Raw genomic sequence first — 22,848 nt, 5'->3', positions numbered from 1 at the left:
AGGATTTGTCCTGTGCCTACTTGTAGGACTCGTCCTGGTGGAACTTGCCGTGCCCGTCGTACCAGCCATGGCCGTCGTACCATTTGCCGTGGTCGTACCAGCCATAACCGTACCAGTCGTGGTCGAATTTCTTGTGGTCGAAGTCCTTGAAACCATATGACTTGAAGTCGTACTTACCGTAGTCGTACCCGCTCCCGTACGACTTGTCGAAATGGCCCGTTGACGGAGCCGCCTGCGCGGCCGCCGGGGCGACCAGGACCGCAGAGAGGGCCACGCCCACCGCGGGCAGCAGGTACAGGGGCTTTTTCACGAGCTTCATGTCGTTTCCCTTCATGGTCGGCCGGTAAGCCGCTGGCTTCAGGAACCGGCGCCTTGCTCCAGGATGCCCGGCCGCCGTGTGATGGTAAACATTGCCATCTTCACCCGTTTTTCTGACGGGGCGTGACAGTGGCGGATGCGGTTCCGCCGGCCGGCCGTTAACATTTCCGCCCCATCCGTCCCGGCGCACGGTCCCGGAAGCGGCCGGAGAACCACCGGCACCGGTGCCCCGCGAAAGCATCGGCTAATACGATGGCGGCCCGCCGCCCACCGGGCGGGAACTGTCCGGATTCTCCGCCCGGTTCACACCACCACACATCCCCCCGGCCCCGGCGGTGGCGGTGGCGGTGGCGTCGCACGCCCACCGCGCCCGGAGCTCACCCGACGGGGTCCGGCGACGGGAGCAGACCATGGTCACAGGTGCGGGGACGGGTGAGGACGGCGCCCGGTTCCAGCTCGTCCTCCCCGCAGCCGGATGGAGTAGGTGGCACCGCGTGGCTGGACCGCGTGACCGGTTCCTACCCGGTGGACGGCTGGGAGGGGCGGGCCGGCCGGCGGCCGCGGCGGCGTGGACGCGGGGTGACGCCCGGCTCGCGGGTGCCGCGGTGGTCGAGCATGAGGGCGAACGGGCGGCCGGGCGCCTGCCCGGCCATCGCGCGCTCCACACGGGCGAGAAGATCGTCGAAACGCGACGCGCGCAGGACCTCGGCGGAGGGCAACACCGCCCACCATCTGTCACCATCGGCGCTCTGGCCGAATATGACCACCGGCGGCTCTGTCATGACGACAACATTGCCGGTCGTCCGCGGACGACCGGCGGCAACAGAGTGAACATACGGTTACGTACAGCCAGGCGACTGGATGACGGCGCCCGGCGTCCAGGCTCGCCGTCACGCCCGTCCGCCGCATTGCCGCGTAAACCCGACAACGGCAGGGTCCTGCCGTCGAACGCGCCGCCCTCGTCGCGGGCGCCCGTCTGCGTCCGTCAGCGTCGGCTGAGCCCTGCCGGCGGCCAGGGCCCGGCCGCGCCGTCGAAGGCCACCACGAAATCCGCCGCCTCGTCCGGTGCTCCGTCGAGAGCGATACCGGCGCGGGCGGCCAACGCGACCGCCGCCAGCCCGGAATGGACCTCAAGCTTGCCGAGCAGGTTCTGGACGTGGGTGCGCACGGTGTTCGAGGACAGGAACAGCTGGGCGGCGATGGCGCCGCGGTCGAGCCCGTTCACCATGCACTGCAGGATCTGCCGTTCGCGGCGGGTGAGGGTGGCGAGCTTCCGCTGCGCGGGGGACGGCTGCGCCGACCGTGCCAGCTCGGTGAGAACAGCCCCCAGCAGGGACGGCGGAAACCAGCTCTCACCGTCACGAATACCTCGTACCACGGATATCAGGTGGCGCAGGCCCAGCCGTTTCGGCACCCACGAACGTACTCCGGCGCGTACCGCGGCGGCGGCCAGACGTGGGTCGTCCAGATCGGTCACAACGATCGTCGGCAGCCGTTCGCACAGCCGTCGCAGTCGCCTGGCGAGTTCGGCCGCGTCTTCACCGAGCAGTTCCACGTCAAGTAGAAGAATGTCCACCTGACGCATGTCCAGAATCCTGTTCGCCGTCTCCAGGCTGGGCACCGCGTCCAGCACCGTGAAATCGTTCTCGATACGTATGGCGGCGGCGATGACACTGCTGAAGGCACGCTGGGAATCGACGATCAGTAGCCGGCTCGGTTGCATGCTGGACATGTACCGTCCGGGTGCTTCCAGCACACCTCCGACGCACCTGCGATCAGCCCGGGAATCGCTCGCGGAAGGGCCGGCCGAAGGCGCGTCAATTGTGGAAGAAGCCCTGTCGTGGCAGGGGCCCCGGCAGGGCAGGAACCTCAGGATCCCTGTCGTGGGAGGGCCGGCCGGGGCCGCGAGGGAAAGCGGGGTCAGCCGGCGCGGTCCAGCAGGCCGGACCTGGCCGCCAGCGCGGCGGCTTCCAGCCGGCTGTGTACGCCGAGTTTGGTCAGCACGTTCTGGATGTGCGAGCGTGCCGTGTTCACCGTGATACCGAGATCCGCCGCGAGAACGGCGGTGCTCTGCCCCCGCCCGAGCCGGACGAGCACGTCCCGCTCCCGGCTGGTCAGCAGGGTGTCAACGGTGGCCGGCGCGCCGGAGCGGCGGGGGGTGCGCGCACCTCGCACGACGGCGCACACGTCGGTCATCGTCTTTCCACGGCCGACGCGTTCCGCGATCGCGATGACCCGTTCGATGTCCTGCGTCTTGGACGCCATCCCGCCGGCACCGGCCCGGATGGCGGCACTGATCGCCGCGACGTCGGTGGAGCCGGTGAGCAGCAGCAGATTCGTCACCGGTGCCAGGCCGGCGAGGGAACGAATCAGATCCAGGCCGTCGCCGTCCGGGAAACCGAGGTCGATCATCCCCAGGTCGGGCCGGTGACATCGGATCGCGTTCTCGGCGTCGGCGGCGGTGAACGCCACCGCGCACACCGTCCAGCCGCGCGCGGTCAGCATCGTCGCCATACCTTCGACGAACATGCGATGGCCGTCGCAGAGAACCACCCTCACGACACGCCCCGACGGATACCGCGGGCCGTGTCGGTCGGCGCCATCATAAACTTCCCCCAATACTCGCGAAATCTCTTCGCCCGACAACCGTGTCCTCGCTCGACAACGAGGACCACTGACTCGTACCCGGCCACCGCGGCGGTATGCCGTATGCGCTCCGCGACACAGCGCGCGGCCCGGCCGGGACCGCCTTCAGTAGCGCAGAATCAGCCGGTTGTCGGGCTTGAGAATTATCTTTCCTCTTGTGGTGTCCGGTATGGGCACCCCGGTGGGGAACACGAGCAGTTCGGGATCGGCGGTACGGGCCCCGGTCCCAGACGTCGATCTGGCCGATGACGCGGGCGGCGAGCTGGCGGCCGTCGGGGCCGTGGCCGATGGCGCCGAGCTGCCAGCGTCCCGGCGTGGCTGTCCGGCGGATGGTGAGGTAAGCCAGTGAGCCGCCCTCGACCAGAGCGGGGCTGCGGGACGCGACCGCCGGTGTGCACAGCCCGGACGCGGCCGCCCGCTGGTCGGCCTCGATGCGGACCGTGCCGTCATCGGCAGCCAGGAGGTTGCTGCCGGCCCCGATGACCCTTGGCGCACTCCCCGCGCGACCGGCGGCGGCGACGAGTTCGGGAAAGTCGCCAGGGTCGTCGAGGACGGCCACTTCCTGGGCGGGGCCACCGAGGGCGCAGCGTGGTCAGCGAGGCGAGTGGGACGTTCGTGGCCAGCCACATGAACGGGGTCTCCTCGTGCCCTCTGTGCGTGCCCTCCAGCGCCACCAGGCTACGCGTGGATGCGGCCGCGACCCTGTCGGCGGCCTCGATGGCCTGGCTCGCCGTCGACGCGGCGAGTGCGGTGCGCAGCTCGGCGAGGCGGGTGCGGACGCGGCCGGAGTCTTGTCCGGCGGTCAAAGCGAGTGCCTGATCGGTGGCCTGGACCGCGCCATCTGGCTGGCGGGTGAGCAGCATGGCCTGGGCGAGGGATACCCCGTGCAGCAGGCGGTTGCGCGGCTGGCTGTGCCCGAACAGGCGCAGTCCATCGTCCAACAGCGGGATGGCCTGCTCCGGCCGTCCCGCCTCCAGCCAGGAGCGGCCAGCGTCGGCGACCCCGGGGTACACCACCCCTGGATCGGTCGGCGCCGGACTACTGGTCGAACTTGCCGTCGCGGATCGGCATACGGGCGGAATCATCGGCGACTGCCACTGGCGGTGGCCGCGCTGGCGCGGCGCGGCATGTATCCGTCGGGTACGGCAGGGGAATCATCCGGGATTTGGTGGGCATCACCATCGGTACCGGGATTCCATGCGCATCCGGACATATCCCGACGAACGGTGAGCGACATGATTCCCGCGGTCGCGGCACGGATGGTCCGCGCTGACTCCATGTGTTTCGCCGGACTGTCGGCGTGATGATACCGATGTGTGCGTCCATACGTCGTTGTTCGGATTTGGGTGTACCGGGAGGAAGCTGTTAGGGTGCCTCCGCCCGGGGGGGTTCGTTCCCGTGAGGAAGTAGTGTGCCCAGAAATCACCTGCCCGCGCCGTTGTCCGGTCCGTTCGAAATATCCGGATCGTCCACTCCGTCCGGCCCGGATGTTCCCCGCGGTCCGCGATCCCGGGCCCGGCACCGAGCTGCCGTGTTGCTGTCGGCTCTGCTGGCGCTGGTGGCGGGCGCCGGTCTCCAGGCCTGCCAGGAGCCGCGGCCGCCGGCGCCCACCCCGCCGCCCCCCTCGGCCGGCGCACCGGCGCCAGCGCTCTACGCGCCGACGAGCCCGTGGAACACCCCGGTCCCAGGGGACGCGCAGGCCGACGCGCACTCGGCCACGATGCTGCACACGGTCGTCGAGGCCGCGCGATCACGAAGCTTCGTGATCGCGGTCGGGGAGTGGTCGAGGCCGCTGTACCACGCCGACGCGGCCACCCCACGACACACCGTCACACTGACCGCCCCGTGGGCACCGGCGTCGACGATCTCCGACGTCCCGATCCCCGCGAACGCCGTCCCCGACCCGGCCGGCGACGGCCACATGGTGATCGTCGACCGTGCGACCGGGTGCGAGTACGACTTCTGGCAGGCGGTGCGGGGCGCCGACGGCGGATGGTCGGCGTCCTGGGCGAACGCGACCTCCACGGCCGGGCCGGGCTGGTACCCCCGCGGCCTGTCGGCGACCGGTTCGGGCGCGGCCGGTGCCGCGGGGGTGATCCGCCCCGAGGAGCTACGGGACGGCGAGATCCGGCACGCCCTGTTCTTCGCCTATCCGGACACGAGAGCCGGCGCCCCCGTCCTGCCGGCCACCGAGGGCGACGGGCGGAGCACGAATGCCGGCGCGATCCCCGAGGGTGCGCGCCTCCAGCTCGACCCGGGCGTGGACCTCTCCGCCCTCGGCCTCAACCCGTACGAAACGATCGTTGCTCGCGCGCTCCAGCGGTACGGGATGATCCTCGGCGACACGGGCGGCGGCGTCGGTCTCGTCGCGCAGAACCCGCTGTCGACCACGGTGCCCTACCCCTGGGGGGACCAGACGTACGTCGACCTGCCGCCCAGCCTGCTCACCCACATGCGGGTCCTCGCCCTCGGCCAGCCGCACGACAACACCGCCTCCCTCGAGCCCACCCCCTGCGCGACCCTGCGCTAGATCACGAGTCAGCGCGCAGTCACGTCACGTCCTGTGACCAAACGTCGACGATGGGGCCGGACCTGGTTACTTCACGCGTACGGGGGCAGAGGAGCGGACATGGACCGAGCGAGCCTCCTCCGCGACAGCATCGGCTGGGACGTGACGAACTGGTCGAGATGCCTGTCCTTCTGGGAGGAGCACAGCAGGTTCCGGGGAAACAGCAGGTTCCGGGACGACGGCGGATTCCGGGGGAAAAATGGCGGGGCAGACGCGGCCACCCCCAGCGTCCTCGAGATCGGTTTCGGTGGGACGCATGGTGGCCTCTCGCTGTGGCTGGCCACGAAGGGATTCCAGGTCGTGTGCTCCGGCCTTCAGGAGCCGTCGCCGGCCGCCCGGCGGCTGCACGCCGAGTACGGCGTCGGCGACGCGGTCACCTACGAGCGGATCGACGTGCTGAACCTCCCGTACACGGCCGCCTTCGACGTCGTCGCCTTCAAGTCCCTGCTGCCGGGAATGACCACCGGCGGTGACAGCTGGCCCGTCCCGCAGCGGAAGGCGGTCGCGAACATGTACCGGGCGCTGAAACCCGGCGGCGAGCTGTGGTTCGCGGAGAACGCGGCGGGGACGAGAATCCACGGTTTCTTCCGCACCCATTTCGGCTGGGGCCGGAAGGGATGCAGTTATCTGTCGGCCGAGGATGCCGTCGGGCTGTTGTCCGCGTTCGGGACGGTCGACTACACGACGCTGGGGATACTCGGTGGATTCGGCCGTTCCGAACGGCAGCGGCGGGCGCTCGGCACCGTCGACCGGGCCCTGTGCGAACGGGTCACCCCGCGGAACTGGCGGTACATCATCGCCGGTGTCGCCCGCGGGGATATCCAGGGGGAAACCGGATGGCACGCCGAGCACGAACGTCCCGGGAAAGAGCCTCCCAAGGTCGGCACGCCGGACGTGGCAGCTCGCCCGGCACCCTGACATGGCGGCCGAGAATGCCGGGACGGAGGGCGCCGTGCCACCGGCCGGCCAGCGTGACATCACGGTCTGGAACACCCCGGACGGGAACACCCTGGCCCGAAGAACAGCCGACCAGGAAACGGCAGACCAGGAGACAGCAAACCGAGAGGAAACAGACCGGGAAACGACGGACCAGGAAATGACAGAGCGGGAAACGATAGACGTCATCATCTCGACATATGACGAGGAACGCTACGTCGGGTGCTGCCTGGACGCAGTGCTGGCGCAGGACTATCCGGCGGAACTGGTGCGGGTCTGGCTGGTCGACGGCGGCTCCCGGGACCGCACCGTCGCGATCGCGGCCGAACGGGCGGCCACCGACCGGCGCCTGAGCGTGATAGCCGACGGGCGGCGCCGCAACCTGCCCGCGGCGTTGAACCTCGCCATCAGCCTCTCCGGCAACGGCCTGGTCGCGAAGGTGGATGCGCACGGCTACCCGGAGCGTGACTTCCTGCGCCGTGCTGTCGCCGTGCTGCGGGACGGCCCGCCCGACGTCGCCTGTGTGGGCGGACGGCCGCGGCAGCACGGCGACACCCGGTTCGGCGCGGCGGCCGCACTCGCCCGCACGTGCCGTTTCGGTGTCGGGGGCAGCGAATACGCGGGCCGGGCGGAACACGCGTTCGTCGACACCGTCCAGTGCGGGATCTACCGGCGGGCGGCGCTCGAACGTGTCGGCCTTTTCGACCCCGACATGGTCTGCGGCGAGGACGAGGAGCTGAACTGGCGGCTGCGGCGGGCCGGCTACCGCATAGTGCTCGACACCTCGATCGGGTTCCACTATCTGGCTCGGCCCTCCTGGCGGGCCGCGTTCGGCCAGTACTACGGATATGGCCGGGCCCGGGTACGGGTGTGCCGGGCACACCACGGCATGCTCCGGCCCCGGCATCTGGCGCCGGCGTCCTTCCTGCTCGCACTTGTGGGGCTGGCGGGAGCGTCGGTCTTTGCGTCCAGAACGCATCGGGCGGTCCTTGCCGCCAGGGCGCGGACGGCCCTCACCGTTGGTGCGCTGGCATATCCCGCCGCCGCGTCGCTGTCGGCGGCCACGGCGGTGAGACGCGCGCGCCGAGGCGGGCCCGTTCCCGGCATGACCGTCGCCGGGGGCCACCCGGACGGGTTTCCGGCGATGACAGCCAGGGTCGCGGCCTGTTTCGGGGCGCTGCACGCGGGCTACGCCCTCGGCACCCTGCGCGGGCTTCTCGACCGGCCACGGCGACACGGCTGAAACGGCTGAAACGAAAAAACGGGTCATCCGTCGCCGCGGAATGTGTTCACCGTCGCCGCCCGGGAGGGCACCAGCCGCGCTGAGAAGCGCAGGCCGACGCGCCCGAGCACGCGCGCGTCACCCCATCGCGGGACAAGAATGCCCCAGCCCGTCCCCAACGCCCGCGCGAAGATGACCGCGACCGCGATCCCGCCGGCCGAATACGCCAGCACCGAGGCGACCGACGCTCCGACACCGCCGTGCCCGGGGATGAGCATGATGTCGAGCGCCACCGTGGCGGCGAACGCGATGCCCACCGCGGCGGTCTCCAGCAGCGGTTTCCCCCGCGCGGTCAGCGCGTTGCCCAGCAGCTTGAGCGCGACGACCCCGAACGCGCCCACCGTCAGAACGCGCAGCTGGACGACCGAGTCCTGGAACTCGGCGCCGAAGACGGTCACGCAGAGAAAAGGCGCGGCCAGGACCAGACCGGCGCCGACCAGAAACGTGATAAGGACCGCCACCCGGAACACGGCCGCGGCCTGCGGGCCGGCATCGCCCCCATGGGAACGCACCAGGTCCGGGCGCTGCACGGCGGCCAGCGCCGTCGGCAGATAGAACAGCGCCTCGGCCCAGGCGACCGCCACGCTGTAGACACCCAGCTGGTGGGCACCGGCGATGGCGCCGACGAGCCACTGGTCGAGCTTGTAGTTGGCGAGCAGCATCGTCTGCCCGGCGTGCGCCTTCATCCCGAAGCCGAGCGACCGTCGCGCCAGGCGCAGGTCGGGGCGGCCGAACCCGGCCGCGCGGCGTCCCACATACCAGGCCATCAGCGCGGTGCCCAGCACCTGGCCGCCGATGCAGGCGGCGACCGCGACGGCGACGCTGAGCATGCCGAGGGCGGCGAGCAGGCCGTCGACGGTGACGTTCACCAGCGGGGCGAGCAGGTACACCGCGTTCGCGAACCCGAAGGCGTAGTCGGCCTGTGCCAGGAACAGCAGGTAGACCTGCATGATCAACAGTGGGACCGATGCGAGGACCAGCCAGCGCAGCCCGGCCGACGAATGCCCGCCGACCTGGGGGAAGAGCGCGATCAGGCCGCCGACCGCGCCGGCGGCGGCCGTCCCCAGCAGGAGGGCGAGCAGCACCGAGTTGGTCGCCAGCGCCGGCCGCAGCCCGGGTTCGGCCGAGGCGAAGTTGACGTTCGCCTGTTCCACGCCCAGCAGGGAGAGCTGGGAGACGACGTAGGCGATCACCGTGAGGAAGGCGACGTCGCCCCGGCCCGTGGCGCCCAGTGACCGCGCGACGATCAGGACGTTGGCGAGGGAGAGGACGGCGACCGCAAGCTGTGTGCCCCAGGTCGCGAGCGCCGACGAGACGAAGCTGGGATGCCGGGGGCCGCCGTCGCCATCCCCCCGCCAAGGCGCGGCCATTCTCGGCAGCCTATATCCACTGTCCGCTGTCCGCCGCTCGCCGTCCGCTCACGGCCGTCCGCTCACGGCCGTCCGCTCACTACCGCGCGTTCTTCTTCGCGTCCTCCTGGCGCACCGGCCCGGGAGGCGACGGGCCAGCGGCTCTCGGCCCTGCCGCTGTCGTCCGTCGTCCCCGCCGTCCCCGCCGTTGCCGGCGCGCCAGGAGGACTGGCCCGCTGCCGGGAGCCGGACTACGCTGATGACTATCCGCTTAATGCCAATGATCAAAGGTGGCAATCTTGCCTCCTCTGGCCGTTCTTGTGCCGCTTTTTGGCATTCTTTGTCACCGAACACCGATCGGGATGACCGAATGATGACCGAACATGGACGGACGCCTGGGCGTCTACTCCGACGACGTCTTCCGGCTTGAGCGGACCGCCGACGGTCCGCGGATCTCCTCCGACCAGGCGTTCCTCCTCTTCACCTGCGCGGTCGGGCAGCACTTCGACCGGCTCGTCCTCTTCGGCCGCACACTCCGCGCGGACCGGCCCGCGGACCACGTCCTGCCGCCCGGCACCGAACTCGTCGCGCTGCCGTACTACGCCAGCCTGCGCCGGCTGGGCGCGTTGGCGCGCGCGGCGGCCGGCACCGCCACCGGGATGTGGCGGGGACTGGCGCGGGTGGACGTCGTGTGGGTGCTCGGGCCGAACCCGTTCGCGATGCTCCTGATCGCGCTCGCTCTCCTGCGGCGCAGACGGGTCGTCCTCGGGGTCCGTCAGGACACCCCCGCCTACTTCCGCAGCCGCCTGCCCGGCCGCCGGTGGGCACCGGCGCTCGTGCCGGTCTGGGCACTGGACAGGAGCTACCGTCTGTTGGCGCGGTGGCTGCCGACAACGGTCGTCGGGACGGAACTCGCCCGCGGATATGGCTCCCGCCGATCCCGTTCCGGCGCCCGGCCTCGACTCCGGCCTCGACTCCGGTTGTGGTTGCGGTTACGCCGATGGGAACAGCGCCGGTGGGCCGGGTTTCCCGGCCACGGGTTTCCCGGCCACGGGTTTCCCGGCCACGGCGGGCGGCGGCGGGCGGCGGTCCTGCCGATGACGGTCACCCTGGTCCCCGCCCGGGACGTCGCCACGGCCGTGCCACAGCGTGACTGGACAGGGCCACTCGAACTGCTCGCCGTCGGCCGTGTCGACCGGGAGAAGAACCCCCTGCTGCTCGTCGACGCCCTCGCCCACCTGGAGCGGCAGCGGCCGGGGCGCCATGTGCTGCGGCTGCTCGGCCGCGGGCCGCTGGAGGACGCGGTCCGGCGGCACGCCCGCCGGCTCGGCGTCGACGGGCGCGTCGTCTTCGGGGGTTACGTCCCCTTCGGCCCGGCTCTGCTGCGGTTCTACCGGCAGGCGCACATCCTCGTGCACGTCTCGCTCACCGAGGGTGTGCCGCAGGTGCTGATGGAGGGCCTTGCCTGTGGGACGCCCGTCGTGGCGACCGACGTCGGCGGCGTGCGCGCCGCGCTCGACGGGGGACGCGCCGGCCTGCTCGTGCCGCCCTCGGACGTCGGGGAGCTGGTGGCCGCGATCAACCGCCTCGTCGACGACGCCGGCCTGCGGGATCGGCTGGTCGCCCACGGCCTGGACACGGCCCGGGCGGTGACCCTGGAAGCCGAGGCCGGCCGGGTCGCCCGCTTCATCGCCGGGGGGAGGCCGGGCCCGGGCGGCTCCCGCCACCCGCATCTGGCGTAGCGGAGTTGGTGCCGATGGGGGAGCCGGTGGCGGCAGGGGCGGACGTACGGTGACGATGCGGTTTCCAGACCCGTCGGCGACCGGTGGAACACCTGCCCCGGGCCGTCCGGCCCGGCCTCCGGCCCCCGGATCCAGCGGGATCCGCCGGACCCAGCCCGGCCACCGGTGGAATCCGCCGGGCCCGGCTGGCGGTGCGCCACCGGCCGACGTGGAAAGCAGGGGGAGGACGTGGTCCGTCGTACGGACGATTTTCATGCGGCCGAACCGGCTCCGACCGCCACGGCCGGGATATCGGAGCGCATCCGGCGAGCTTTCACCACCATCTCGGCACCGGATATCTCGGCACCGGATATCTCGGTGACCGGAATCTCGGTGACGGGAATCTCGACGACAGATATCTCGGCGCCGGGACCCATGACGACAGAACCCGCGCGGGCGGAACATCCGGTAGCGGAACGCGCGCATTCGGCCGCGGGGTGCCCGTCCAGCGAAGGATCCGTCTTCCGCGGAATGCCCAGCGCGACGGGTGCGACCGGGCGGACCCGCGGGGAGGCACTTCTCGCTGGGACGAAGATGGTCGCCGAGATGCTGCTGGCGGCTGTCCTGCTGCTGCTGGCCCTGCCCGCGCTGCTCCTGATCGCTCTTGCCATCAAGATCGAATCAAGGGGGCCGGTGTGCTACCGGGCGCTGCGGGTGGGCCATCAGGGCAGGCCACTGGCCGTCCTGAAATTCCGGAAAATGCGGGTGGGGACGTCGGGGCCGCCGGTGACGGCGACCGGCGACGAACGGTTCACCCGTATCGGCGCCTTTCTCGCGCGCCGGCGCATCGACGAGATCCCCCAGCTGTGGCACGTCCTGCGCGGGCAGATGAGCCTGGTCGGCCCGAGACCGGAGGATCCCAGGTTCGTGGCCCTGCACCCGCGGGCCTATCAGGAGATCCTGACGGTCCGTCCCGGTCTGTCGGGATGGACCCAGCTCGTCTTCCGGGACGAGGGCGACCTGATCGGCGCCGGGCGGGACGTGGACCCGGTACGCCGCTACGTCGACGACCTGCTGCCGGAGAAGGTGCGGCTCGACCGCCTGTACGCCGGTGACCGTCGGCTCACCACCGACTGCAAACTGCTGCTGTGGACCCCGCTCGTGCTGTTCTGCCGTTTCGATGTCGAATACGCCGGGAAAGCAGAACATGACGGGGGAACCGAGCTCCACAGCAAGTCCGGGCACGACGGGAAAACCGTCGGGTGCGACGGGCGAAAAGAGCTCTTCCGGCTGGTCCGGAATTCTTCTGCCAACGACACGCGAGCCGGACGTGCCACCTGCCGGAGCAGACGGGTTCCGCACCGGGGGGCCGAGGATGGGGATGCCGATGAACGGGACGAACGGGATGAACGGTCTGTCGCACATCAGGGCGGTTGTCCTTGCCGGCGGGCTCGGCACCAGGCTGCGCCCGTACACGACAATCATCCCCAAACCACTCGTGCCGGTCGGTGAACGCCCGATCCTGCAGCACATCATCGACCGGCTGCGAGCCGTCGGGGTGACCAGGATAGATCTCTGCGTGAACTATCTGGGCGGGCTCATCGCGGCCTATTTCTCCCAGGCCCGGCTCGAACCGGGCCTGGAGCTGCACTGGCACTGGGAGGAAAGACCGCTGGGCACGGCCGGAGCGCTGCGGGCCGTCCCCGGTCTCGACCAGACGTTCATCGCCATGAACGGCGACGTGCTGACCGGCCTCGACTACCGTGAACTGGTCGACTTCCATGTCGAGGCCGGCGCCGCCCTGACCATCGCCACCCACAAGAACCCGGTCGACATCGATCTCGGCGTGCTCGAGACCACGGACGGTTATGTCAGCTCCTACCGGGAGAAACCGACGCTGCACTACGACGTGAGCATGGGCGTCTACATCTACGAGCCGCGGGCGCTGAAATACCTCCCGCGTGGTGAATGCCAGTTCCCGGAACTGGTCCAGCGCCTGCTCGCGGCCGGTGAGAAGGTCGCGGCATATCCCAGTGACGCCCCCTGGTACGACATCGGCACGCCCCAGGAATACGAACGGGCGGTACAGGACGTCTCACTTCTCACCGAGCAGTGACAATGACGAAACAGGCCATGACAGAGCAGGCCATGACGAACCGGGCCGAGGCGGGCTGGGCCGTGCCGCTGTCGGATCTCGTCATCGCGGACGACGACCTGCGGGCGGTGACCGACACCTACCGGTCGGGATGGCTCAGCATGGGCCCGCGCACCCAGGAGTTCGAGGGGCTTTTCGCGCGCTTCGTCGGCACCCGGCACGCCGTCGCGGTCACGAACGGGACCGCGGCGCTGCACCTGATGTGCCTGGCGGCCGGGCTGACCGCCGGGGACGAGGTGATCGTCCCGTCGCTGACGTTCGTGGCGACCGCCAACGCCGTGCGCTACACGGGCGCGACACCGGTCTTCGCCGACATCGCCGGGCTCGCGCGGCCGTGGCTGTCCGCGGCCGGCTGCGAGCAGCTGATCACAAGCCGGACGAAGGCCGTCCTGTACGTCGCCTACGGCGGGCACCCCGGGGAGATCGGCGCCCTGCGCGACCTGTGCGCCCGCCGCGGCCTGATCCTCCTCGAGGACGCGGCACACGCCGCCGGGTCGTGGTGGCACGGCCGCCACCTGGGCACCTTCGGCGCCGCCGGCGCCTTCAGCATGTTCGCGAACAAGAACCTCGCGGCCGGCGAGGGCGGCGTCGTGGTGACCGCGGACCCGGTGATCGCCGACCGGGTCCGGCTGCTGCGCTCCCACGGCATGACCACGCTCACCTGGGACCGCCACCGGGGCCACGCGCAGACGTACGACGTCGTCGCACTCGGTTACAACTACCGCATCGACGAGCCGCGGGCCGCGCTGGCCGCCTGCCGGCTGCGGCGGCTGGCCGCGGAGAACCAGCGGCGGGCCCGGCTGGACGCCCGCTACCGGGCGGCGCTGGGCGGCCTCGACATCGTGATCCCGGGCCGTCCCGCGGACGACGGGTGCGCCCGCTCGCATCATCTGTTCACCGTCGTGCTGCCCGCGGACGCCGACCGGGACGCCTTTCGCGGCCACCTGTCCGACCAGGGCATCCAGACCAGCGTCCACTATCCGCCGGTCCACCGCAGCACCGTCCACGCGGCCCCGCCGGAAGCGGCCCGGCGGGAACTCCCGCTGACGGACCGGTACGCGGCACGCACGGTCACCCTGCCCATGTTCGCCCACATGCGCGACGACCAGCAGGAACAGGTCGTGGCCGCGGCGGGGAAGGCCCTGGCACTCGCCAGAACAAGCTCCCGGCGCCGGGACAGCGGCGACGGAGACGCCTGCGAGGTGACGACATGGAGCCACCGATAAAGCCACCGGAGAAACGTCCCACGACGCCATCCACACCGACGTCCCCGATGCCGGGGGCGGCTCCGGGGGCGGCTCCGGAGACGCCGCCGTGGCGGGACGGCCCCGCGTGGGGGCGGGACGACGAGCGTCCCGCCGGCGACCTGCGGGCCCTTCGGGCGCACCGGCTGCTGGTGACGCTGGTCACGCTCGCCGCGCTCGGCGGCGGCCTGCTGGCGCTCGCCCTGCGCCCGACCACCTACCACGCCAGGGCGGACGTCCTCGTGACACCGCTGGCGCAGGACGACGACCACCTGCTCGGGCTGCCGCTCGTCCGCGACCTGGGGGACCCGATCCGGACGATCCAGACCGCCGCCGCCGCCACGGACAACCGCGGCATCGCGCAGGTCACGGCCACCCGGCTCGGCGCACCCTGGACGGCGGAACGCGTCCAGCGGGCCGTCGACGTGATGCCGAAGGGGCAGACCAACATCCTTGAGGTCACGGCCGCCGCGCCCGCGGCGCGGACCGCGACGGATGTCGCGAACACGTACGCGCACTCCCTGATCGACACCCGGCAGGCCACGCTGCGGCGGCTGGTCGACGCCTCGGCCCGCCCGCTCCAGGCCCGGCTCGACGCGCTGCGCAACCAGCCCGGCGCCGCCAGCCAGCAGAGCGCCACCGCCGCCGACCTCGAGCAGCGGCTGATCGAGCTGGGCCAGGTCCGCGACAGCGGTGATCCCACCATGTCGCTGCTGCAGGACGCCGCGCTCCCGCGCTCGGCCGCGGGCGCCCCGGCCTGGCTGGTACTGACGATCAGCACGCTGGCCGGCCTCGTCCTCGGATCGGCGGCGGCGGTCATGACCGAACGGCTCGCCCGCGCCCAGCGCGGCCGGCAGGGCCCCGCCCGGGACGCCGGGCCCGTCCGCGCGACGCAGCCGCAGCCGGCCCCGGGTCCGGCGGACACGAGACCGACAGGCACGACGCCGACCGGCACAGGCTCCACCGGAACGGTACCGGCAACGGACCCGGCGGCCACGGTGGAGGCGCTGGACGGCCAGCCGGCCGGGCCCGCCCGGTGATCGCGCGGACAGTGCTCGTCACGGGGGCGGGCGGGTTCATCGGCGGGCACCTGGCCGCCGCGCTCGTCCGCGGCGGCAGCCACGTCCGCGCCTTTCTCCGGTACAACTCCCGGGGCGAGCGGGGCAGCCTGGAATGGCACGACCAGCACGTCGTCCGCGACATGGAGATCGTCTTCGGTGACCTGCGCGACGTCGAGCCGGTGGCGCGGGCGGCCGCCGGCGTGGAGGTCGTCTTCCACCTCGGGGCGCAGATCGCCATCCCGTACTCCTACGTCAACGCCCGGGACTTCTTCGAGACGAACGTCCTCGGGACCCTGAACGTCGCCGAGGCCGCGCTGCGCGCGGGGGTGCGCCGGGTCGTGCACACCTCGACGAGCGAGGTGTACGGCACCGCCCGCACCATTCCCATGACCGAGAATCATCCGCTGGCGGCGCAGTCCCCCTATGCCGCCAGCAAGACAGGCGGCGACCAGCTGATGGAGGCGTTCCACCGCTCGCACCAGCTGCCGGTGACCGTGCTCAGGCCGTTCAACACCTACGGCCCGCACCAGTCGGCCCGCGCGGTCACGACCACCGTCATCACCCAGGCGCTGGCCGGGGGGACGCTGCGCCTCGGGGAACTCGACACCCGCCGGGACCTCACCTTCGTCTCGGACACCGTCGCCGGTTTCCTCGCCGCGGCGGAGTCCGACGCCGCCGTCGGGCGGACCGTCCACCTGGGCACCGGGCACGACGTCTCGGTGGCGGAGCTCGTCACCGCGGTCGGCGATCTGCTCGGCCGGAAACTGGCCGTCGACGTCGACCGGGCCCGGCTGCGGCCGCCGCACAGCGAGGTCGCCCGGCTGGTGTCGAACCCGGCGCTGGCCCGGGAACTGCTCGGCTGGGCGCCCAGCGTCGATCTCGACACCGGGCTCACCACGACGATCGGATGGATCAAGTCGAACATGGGCCGGTTCCGCGTCGGCGAATACGCGCGATGACCGGCGTGTTCCACCCCTGGACGGCCCGGCCCGCCCGCCGGCGGGCCGGATATCGGCGACTCCCGTATCGAGTAAGGTCTGCTGGGAACAGGGCGTGCCGGCAGCGGGACACCGGCGTATCCGGCCATGGGTGTCCAGTCATACCGGACGGTGCCGTGGCGGTGACGCAGCGGAATCGGTGCACCGACCGTCCCCACGCCCGTGGGGACGGCACGCGGGCACGGCGGGCACGGCAGACGCGGACAAGGCAGACAGGGCAAGGACGACGTGATGTGTAAGAGAAGGCCCGGCGGCCGGTCACCGCTGACCGGCGCCCACGGCAGCCGGAGCGGGGGGCGGTCATGAGCAAGGTCCCCCAGACTGACGCCGAGTACCGGGCATCCACGCTCTACGCCAAGCGCCATTCGGTGGCGCACCTGCTCGCCCACGCGGTGGTGGAGAAGTTCCCGGACGCCAAGCTGGGCGTCGGCCCGCCGACCCGGGACGGCTTCTACTACGACTTCGCGCTCCCGCGTCCCCTCACCCCGGAGGACCTCACCGAGCTCCAGGAGCGGGTACGCGCCCTCATCCGCGGCGGTGTGCGCTTCGAGCGGCACGAGCTGACCACGGACGAGGCCACCACCAGGTTCGCCGACCAGCCGCTGAAGCTGGAACTCATCCGCGACATCGTCGCCGGCGGCGTCGACGACAACGGCGAGCCGATCGAGGGGCCGGTCGAGCTGTCGGTCTACGAGAGCGGTGACTTCGAGGACCTCTGCCGCGGCCCGCACATCGAGGACAGCAGCGTGGTCCACCCCGACGCGGTGGCGTTGCTGCGGGTCAGCGGCGCCTACTGGCGGGGCGACGAGAAACGCCAGCAGCTCCAGCGCATCTACGGCACCGTGATGGACTCCCCCAAGGAGCTGCGCCACTACCTGTGGCAGCTGGAGGAGGCCAAGAAGCGGGACCACCGGGTCATCGGCGAGGCGCTGGACCTGTTCGCCTTCAGCCCGGCGGTCGGCAAGGGGCTGCCGCTGTGGCTGCCGAACGGCACCGTCGTGCGCGACGAGCTGGAGACCTGGGCGCGCGAGGTCGAACGCGCCCACGGCTACCAGCGCATCGTCACCCCGCACATCACCAAGAGCGACCTGTACTACATCTCCGGGCATCTGCCGTACTACGCGGACGACCTCTACTCGCCCATCGACATCGACGGCGAGGAGTACTACCTCAAGCCGATGAACTGCCCGCACCACCACATGGTGTATAAGGCACGCCCGCGCAGCTACCGGGAACTGCCGCTGCGGCTCGCCGAATACGGCACGGTCTACCGCTACGAGCGCTCCGGCCAGCTGTTCGGGATGATGCGGGTACGCGGTTTCGCCCAGAACGACGCGCACATCTACTGCACGCGGGAACAGGCCATCGACGAGTTCCTCGCCGTCATGCGCCTGCACGCCCTCTACTACGACAAGCTCGGCATCGAGGACTACCACATGGTCCTCGCCCTGCGGGACCCGAAGAACACCGAGAAATACCACGGCGACGAGCTGATGTGGCAGGACGCCGAACGCATCACCCGCGACGCCATGGAACGCTCCGGGATTCCCTACGTCGAGGACATCGGCGGCGCGGCGCACTACGGGCCGAAAGTCGACTTCATCCTCACCTCGGTCACCGGCCGGGAGTTCGCCGCGTCCACGAACCAGGTCGACCTCTACATGCCCGAACGGTTCGGTCTCACCTTCACCAACCGGCACGGTGAGGCGGAGCAGGCGGTCGTCCTGCACCGGGCGCCGCTCGGCTCGCACGAGCGTTTCGTCGCGTTCCTCATCGAGCACTTCGCCGGCGCGTTCCCGGTGTGGCTCGCCCCGGTCCAGGTACGGGTCGTCCCGATCAGCGACCGGCAGGCCGACGGCGCCGCCGCCGTCTGGCGCCGCCTGCGCGACGCGGGTGTCCGCGCGGAACTCGACGACAGCGACAACACGATGCAGGCGAAGATCCGCAGGGCCGAGCAGCAGAAGGTGCCCTACGTCGCGGTCATCGGCGACCGTGAGCTGGAGAACGACTCGGTGTCCGTCCGCGCCCGCGGGCGGCGCAACCTGGGCTCGCGGCCCGTCCCCGAGCTGATCGAGAAGCTCGGCCGGCTCATCGCCGACCGCGCCATGACCCTCGACCTGGACCCGGCCGGCTGACCCCGCCCCGCGCACCGGCCCTGTCTCCCGCCGGGTGTCCTTCCCCCACCGCGCGGGCTGCTGCGGGAAAGAGACACCCGGCCACGGGGAACGGCTCACGACGAGCTGCCCACCGGGCTTCTTTCCGGCCGGCCGTGGAGCATTCCCTCGGTGGACGAGCTCCCCACGGGCGGACCCGGGCTGTCGGTTGCCGCCCGCAGCAGCGCCGGGCCCAGCGCGAGCAGGAACCACAGGCGCTTGTCTGTCGCGTTGGACAGGAAGACACCTGAGACGGTCATGCTGAACGTGGCCAGCAGGACCGCGTTCGCCATCGCCGCGTTCCGCCGGTCGCCGAGCGCCTCAAAACGCCGGGCGGCGAGGAACGCCGACCGCAGACAGAGCGCGAGAAAGGCCAGAAACAGGGCGGATCCGACGATCCCGTTCTCCGCGAGCAGCTGGAGATAGGCGTTGTGCACCTCGTGCGCGCGGCTGACGATGATGTCGAGCCACGGCACCGGCCCGACCCGGCGCACGTAGTCGCCTTCCACCGCCGTGTAGTTGTTCAGCCCGACCCCCAGAAGCGGATGGTCCCGTACGACGCTCCAGGCGACCTTCCACAGGTCCACCCGGCCGTCCCCGCGGTCGTTCGTCGTGATGCGCTCCCAGGCCGTGGGCGACATCGCCAGCCAGGCGGTGGCCACGGCCGTGACCAGCAGGATCAGCCCGGCCAGCTGCCGGCGGTGGCGCCGCAGCAGGACGAGCGCGGCAAGGGCGCTGGCGACGGCGGCGACAAACGCCCCGCGGGACAGTGTCGCGGCGAGCCCGACGGCGGCGATGCCGCCGGCCGCGACGAGGAGCCGGCGCAGCGCCCGGTTCTCGCTCGCCGCGATAAGACCAACCGTCAGGATCAGCGCCGCCAGCAGCCATGACGCGAGGAAGTTGGGATCACCCGCCCCGCCCTGCAGCCGGGTGGCCCCGGCCGTGTCCGCGGGGTTGCTCGGCCACGGGCCGGCGCCGGCCAGGCCGACGGCCACCGAGAGCACCGCACCGGCGAGAAACGCGCCACTGGCCATGCGCACGGCCCCCACGTCAGCCATTGCCGTGCCCACCACAACGAAGATCACTACCAGCGCCCACCAGTGCCACAGGTCGGTGGCGGCCGCCCCGATGTCGACAGCCCACAGCAGCGACAGCGACAGCCACACCAGCAGCAGCACGCCCACGATGACGAGCCCCGGCCGCTGCCGGAGAGCGCGGAAGCCAACGCCCCGTCCCGCCGCCCACCGTGCCCCGTACTCCGCTGTCAGCCCTGCCGTCCCTGCCGTCCCTGTCAGCCCTGCCTGCTCTGCCGGCCCCCGCGCTCCGTGCCCCGGCCGTCCCGCCGGCTCCTGTGCCGGTCTTCCCAGCGCCGTGAGCCAGCGCAGGATGATGACCAGACCGGCCGCTTTCGCGCCGAGGTTGAGGGCCGGGACGGCCTCGAAGAACAGCGTCGGCGCCCACAGGGCGATACCGAGCCGCAGGTTCACGGTGGCCAGGGCGACGTACAGCACGAACACGAGCAGCGCCAGGCCCACCCACACCCGTTCGGCCATGGCGGCACCGACGAGCCCGGCACCGACGGTGGCGGCGACGGCGACCACCGTCTCCGGCCGGCCATCTCGTCGAGGCACGTGCACCCTCCCGGTCCGCGCGGCACCTGCCTGGCCGCCGGCCTGTCCGACGGTTCGTCACCATCCCGTCCCCATCTGTCGTACCGTGGTCGACCGTATGCCGGCCCGGCCGTGCGCAGGCCCCGCAGGCGCGGTAGTTCGCCTACGCCGGATGCGGGTGGCAGGCGCCGATGCCGATGCCGATGGGATGGTTCGTCCGCGTTCACGGGCGGTTCGGCGGGCCCGCTGCCGCGCTGGTGGCGACCTGCGGCCTACGACTTTCGTCGTAGGCGTTTCGTCGTAAGCGGGTGGTACCAGCAGGCTGGTGGTGCCGTGCCGCGTCCCGGAATCCCAGGTCAGCAGGACTTCGGGCGGAAAGGCCGCGGGCTGGGAAACAGCACGTCTCCGTCCCAGGATGGATGTCGAAAAGCCAGACCTGAGCCGGAAGACGCCGCCGCCGGCCGCCCGTAGCGTGGAACACGTCCCAGTGGGAGCCGTGGGCCACAAGTGCGCACCGCGGACGTTTTCAGCTTCAGCTGTACGGCCGTGCATCCCTGACCCGGCATCATCCGGGCGCGAAAACACGCCCGCGGGTCAGGGCCGCGCCGTTTCGTCGACGTCTTCGTCGACGTCACCGACGGCTGAACTCCGAGGGACCGGTGTCGCCGAAGGGGGCGGGGATGACAGGCATGATCAGGGCGGAGTTACGGATGCGGGTGCGTCCGGGCTGCGAGGACGCGTTCGAGCGGGCCTGGCGCGAAGCGGCCGAGGAAATCGCGCAGGTTGCGGGAAACCTCGGCCAGGCGCTCATCCGCGATCTCACCGATCCGCGTACGTACGTCATCACCAGCGACTGGGCGGACCGGCAGCGCCTGGAGGCGTTCGGCGGCAGTGATTACCGCGAACGGCTCACCACCGCGCTGCGTGACTTGCGGGAGGACGCGCAGCGGCGCGTCTACGAGGTACGGGACGCGATAACCGGCCCGTGTCCGACGTCGACGGAGGACGCATGAGCATCAGAGTGATGTTGTACACGGAGGCTCCCGAGGGCGGCGAGCAGGAGTTCGAGGAGGCATACCGCCAGGTCGCGGTGCAGATGCGCGGCGTCGACGGGCACATCGCCGACGAGCTCCTGCGCGAGCCGGGGAGCAGTCGCTACCTGCTGTTAGCGGAATGGGAGGACGAGCGCCGTTTCACGGCCTGGGTCAGCGACCCCGCCCACACCGCGCGTACCGGGCCGCTCGTGCCGTATCTGGAGCGGACGTTCCAGCGCGCGGTGTACGAGGTCGCGGTGCGCCCGGCGGACCAGCGAGGGTGACCGGTGCTCGCAGGGACGATCGCGGTGGCGGTGGTGATCGGCGCGGGGCTGCTCGCCGGCGCGCTGCTCGCGGTGGAGAAAGCCGTCATACCGTATTTCGCCTCGCTGCCGGCGGGCCGGTACGTCCCCACCCTGACGTTTCTCGACGACAGGTTCGACCCGTTCATGCCCTGGCTGGCCAGGGTCAAGGCACTGGTCACGATCGCCGCGATCGTGACCGCGCACTCGACCGCCTCCCAGGTGCTCTTCGGCGCCGGGCTCCTCTGCACGGCAGGTGTAGGCATTGTTTCGGAAAGTATCAATGTCGCGTTGAACCGCCGGATCCGCTCCTGGGATCCCGGCCATCCGCCGCCGAACTGGGAGGCGGTACGGCGGCGCTGGGCGTGGGGCAACCGGCTGCGCCTCGCCCTGGCAATAGCCGGGCTCGCCCTGGACTGCGCTGCCGCGACGGCCCTGTGAGTGGCGGACGCGACTGGCGGTGTCATGAGAGGGAGAAGGAAAAGCAATGATCATTGCGGTGACGGGTACCTCCGGGCGTCTTGGTAACGATCTCGTGCCGCTGCTGCGCGCGTCCGGGCACGACGTCGTACGCCTGGTCCGTCGGGAGCCGGCCGCTCCCGACGAGGCACGCTGGGACCCCGCGACCGGCTCGGTCGACCCCGCGGCCCTGGAACAGGCCGAGGCCGTGGTGCACCTCGCCGCCGAGAACATCCTCGGCCGCTGGGAGGATCCGCAGGTACGCCACCGCATCCGGTCGTCCCGGGTGGATGTGACACGGCGTCTCGCCGAACAGCTGGCCACCGGCCGGTACGCCCCGCGCACCCTGGTGAACGCGGCGGCGATCGGCTACTACGGCCTCGGGCACACCGACGAGACGCTGACGGAGAACAGCCCACCGGGGCAGGGCTTCCTCGCGGAACTCGGACGTGACAGAGAGGCCGCCGCGATGGTCGCCGCCGACGGCGGCCTGCGCGTGGTCAACCTGCGCGTCGGCGTGGTCCAGGCCCCGGACCAGGGCATGCTCCGCTTCCTCCTGCCGCGGTTCCGGCGCGGCCTGGGCGGGCGCGTCGGCCGCGGCCGCCGATACCTGGCGTGGGTGACGAGGCTGGACACGGCCCGGGCATGCCAGCACGTCCTGGAGCATCCGGAGGTGTCCGGGCCGGTCAACGCCGTCGCGCCGAACCCGGTGACCAACGCCGAGTACACCCGCACCCTCGGCCGTGTCCTGGGCCGGCCGGCTGTGCTGGCCGTGCCGCCGTTCGTCCTGCGCAAGGCGCTCGGCTCCTTCGCGGAGGAAACCCTGCTGCGCAGCACCCGCGCGCTGCCGGCACGCCTGTCGGACACCGGGTTCACCTTCAGCTTCCCCGAGCTCGAGGCGGCGTTGCGCCATGTTCTCGCCCCATCCGCGGCCGGCGACGCCGGCCCGGCGCCGGCACGGACCGTGACACGGACGACGGCCGCATCCAGGAGCCGCTCATGACCGGCCTG

The 22,848-nt window shown here is 71.2% G+C and carries 21 protein-coding genes; 14 read left to right on the top strand and 7 right to left on the bottom strand.

What is annotated here, in order from left to right; genetic code table 11:
* Window positions 1-16: 16 nt before the first annotated feature.
* The 5 genes from AC5LSR_RS02815 to AC5LSR_RS02795 form a co-directional block, all read right to left on the bottom strand.
* Entirely contained in the window at window positions 17-319 is a 303-nt protein-coding gene (locus AC5LSR_RS02815; protein WP_250280651.1) for a hypothetical protein, read from the bottom strand.
* Between the two features lie 517 nt (window positions 320-836).
* Complete coding sequence (locus tag AC5LSR_RS02810; protein WP_250280653.1) at window positions 837-1,100, bottom strand: hypothetical protein; 264 nt, start codon at window positions 1,098-1,100, stop codon at window positions 837-839.
* 203 nt (window positions 1,101-1,303) lie between these two features.
* A complete protein-coding gene (locus tag AC5LSR_RS02805) occupies window positions 1,304-2,050 on the bottom strand; it encodes a response regulator transcription factor (RefSeq protein WP_250280655.1) in 747 nt (248 codons plus the stop codon).
* A gap of 188 nt (window positions 2,051-2,238) precedes the next feature.
* Window positions 2,239-2,871: a response regulator gene (locus AC5LSR_RS02800; RefSeq protein ID WP_493464475.1), complete on the bottom strand. Its 633-nt coding sequence runs from the start codon at window positions 2,869-2,871 to the stop codon at window positions 2,239-2,241.
* A 539-nt stretch (window positions 2,872-3,410) separates the two neighbouring features.
* Complete coding sequence (locus tag AC5LSR_RS02795; RefSeq protein WP_250280658.1) at window positions 3,411-3,980, bottom strand: tetratricopeptide repeat protein; 570 nt, start codon at window positions 3,978-3,980, stop codon at window positions 3,411-3,413.
* 515 nt (window positions 3,981-4,495) lie between these two features.
* Here AC5LSR_RS02795 and AC5LSR_RS02790 point away from each other — a divergent pair.
* The 3 genes from AC5LSR_RS02790 (at window position 4,496) to AC5LSR_RS02780 (ending at window position 7,712) form a co-directional block, all read left to right on the top strand.
* Window positions 4,496-5,494 carry a hypothetical protein gene (locus AC5LSR_RS02790; protein ID WP_250280660.1) on the top strand — a complete coding sequence of 333 codons (999 nt, stop codon included), beginning with the start codon at window positions 4,496-4,498 and terminating at the stop codon, window positions 5,492-5,494.
* A 99-nt stretch (window positions 5,495-5,593) separates the two neighbouring features.
* Complete coding sequence (locus AC5LSR_RS02785) at window positions 5,594-6,451, top strand: class I SAM-dependent methyltransferase (RefSeq protein ID WP_250280662.1); 858 nt, start codon at window positions 5,594-5,596, stop codon at window positions 6,449-6,451.
* Between the two features lie 178 nt (window positions 6,452-6,629).
* Window positions 6,630-7,712 (top strand): glycosyltransferase family 2 protein, encoded by a 1,083-nt coding sequence (locus AC5LSR_RS02780; protein ID WP_250280664.1) that lies wholly within the window; start codon window positions 6,630-6,632, stop codon window positions 7,710-7,712.
* A 23-nt stretch (window positions 7,713-7,735) separates the two neighbouring features.
* On the opposite strand, the gene AC5LSR_RS02775 is transcribed toward AC5LSR_RS02780, so the two are convergent.
* Entirely contained in the window at window positions 7,736-9,121 is a 1,386-nt protein-coding gene (locus AC5LSR_RS02775) for an oligosaccharide flippase family protein (RefSeq protein ID WP_250280667.1), read from the bottom strand.
* 362 nt (window positions 9,122-9,483) lie between these two features.
* Here AC5LSR_RS02775 and AC5LSR_RS02770 point away from each other — a divergent pair, with 362 nt between their 5' ends.
* From AC5LSR_RS02770 to thrS, 7 genes are all read left to right on the top strand, one after another.
* Window positions 9,484-10,842 (top strand): glycosyltransferase, encoded by a 1,359-nt coding sequence (locus AC5LSR_RS02770; RefSeq protein WP_250280669.1) that lies wholly within the window; start codon window positions 9,484-9,486, stop codon window positions 10,840-10,842.
* 510 nt (window positions 10,843-11,352) lie between these two features.
* Window positions 11,353-12,333 (top strand): sugar transferase, encoded by a 981-nt coding sequence (locus AC5LSR_RS02765; RefSeq protein ID WP_493464469.1) that lies wholly within the window; start codon window positions 11,353-11,355, stop codon window positions 12,331-12,333.
* Window positions 12,227-12,937, top strand: coding sequence for a sugar phosphate nucleotidyltransferase (locus AC5LSR_RS02760; protein WP_250280673.1), 711 nt, complete (start codon window positions 12,227-12,229; stop codon window positions 12,935-12,937). Before AC5LSR_RS02765 ends, AC5LSR_RS02760 begins: the two co-directional genes overlap by 107 nt.
* 17 nt (window positions 12,938-12,954) lie before the next feature.
* Window positions 12,955-14,202 (top strand): DegT/DnrJ/EryC1/StrS family aminotransferase, encoded by a 1,248-nt coding sequence (locus AC5LSR_RS02755; protein WP_250280674.1) that lies wholly within the window; start codon window positions 12,955-12,957, stop codon window positions 14,200-14,202.
* A 47-nt stretch (window positions 14,203-14,249) separates the two neighbouring features.
* The gene (locus AC5LSR_RS02750; protein ID WP_250280675.1) at window positions 14,250-15,260 is read left to right on the top strand and encodes a GumC domain-containing protein; all 1,011 of its coding nucleotides are present in this window, start codon (window positions 14,250-14,252) and stop codon (window positions 15,258-15,260) included.
* Complete coding sequence (locus tag AC5LSR_RS02745; protein WP_250280677.1) at window positions 15,257-16,240, top strand: SDR family NAD(P)-dependent oxidoreductase; 984 nt, start codon at window positions 15,257-15,259, stop codon at window positions 16,238-16,240. Before AC5LSR_RS02750 ends, AC5LSR_RS02745 begins: the two co-directional genes overlap by 4 nt.
* A gap of 341 nt (window positions 16,241-16,581) precedes the next feature.
* Entirely contained in the window at window positions 16,582-18,414 is a 1,833-nt protein-coding gene (gene thrS / locus AC5LSR_RS02740) for a threonine--tRNA ligase (RefSeq protein ID WP_250280679.1), read from the top strand.
* Window positions 18,415-18,509: 95 nt separating this feature from the next.
* Here thrS and AC5LSR_RS02735 read toward each other — a convergent pair whose 3' ends face one another.
* On the bottom strand, window positions 18,510-20,063 hold the full coding sequence (locus AC5LSR_RS02735) for an O-antigen ligase family protein (RefSeq protein WP_250280681.1): 1,554 nt from the start codon (window positions 20,061-20,063) through the stop codon (window positions 18,510-18,512).
* Window positions 20,064-20,722: 659 nt separating this feature from the next.
* On the opposite strand from AC5LSR_RS02735, the gene AC5LSR_RS02730 reads away from it, so the two are divergent.
* The 4 genes from AC5LSR_RS02730 to AC5LSR_RS02715 are packed head-to-tail and all read left to right on the top strand — an operon-like array spanning window position 20,723 to window position 22,840.
* Window positions 20,723-21,055 (top strand): antibiotic biosynthesis monooxygenase family protein, encoded by a 333-nt coding sequence (locus tag AC5LSR_RS02730; protein WP_250291273.1) that lies wholly within the window; start codon window positions 20,723-20,725, stop codon window positions 21,053-21,055.
* Window positions 21,052-21,360, top strand: coding sequence for an antibiotic biosynthesis monooxygenase family protein (locus AC5LSR_RS02725; protein ID WP_250280685.1), 309 nt, complete (start codon window positions 21,052-21,054; stop codon window positions 21,358-21,360). The genes AC5LSR_RS02730 and AC5LSR_RS02725 overlap by 4 nt, the downstream gene beginning before the upstream one ends.
* Before the next feature lie 3 nt (window positions 21,361-21,363).
* Window positions 21,364-21,819, top strand: coding sequence for an anthrone oxygenase family protein (locus tag AC5LSR_RS02720; RefSeq protein WP_250280687.1), 456 nt, complete (start codon window positions 21,364-21,366; stop codon window positions 21,817-21,819).
* Window positions 21,820-21,865: 46 nt separating this feature from the next.
* A complete protein-coding gene (locus AC5LSR_RS02715; protein ID WP_493468111.1) occupies window positions 21,866-22,840 on the top strand; it encodes a TIGR01777 family oxidoreductase in 975 nt (324 codons plus the stop codon).
* Window positions 22,841-22,848 lie beyond the last annotated feature (8 nt).

The organism is Protofrankia sp. CiP1_Cm_nod4 (assembly GCF_982290645.1).
Note: the sequence above shows the minus strand (reverse complement) of the source record. Positions and strands in the feature narration are given on the sequence as shown.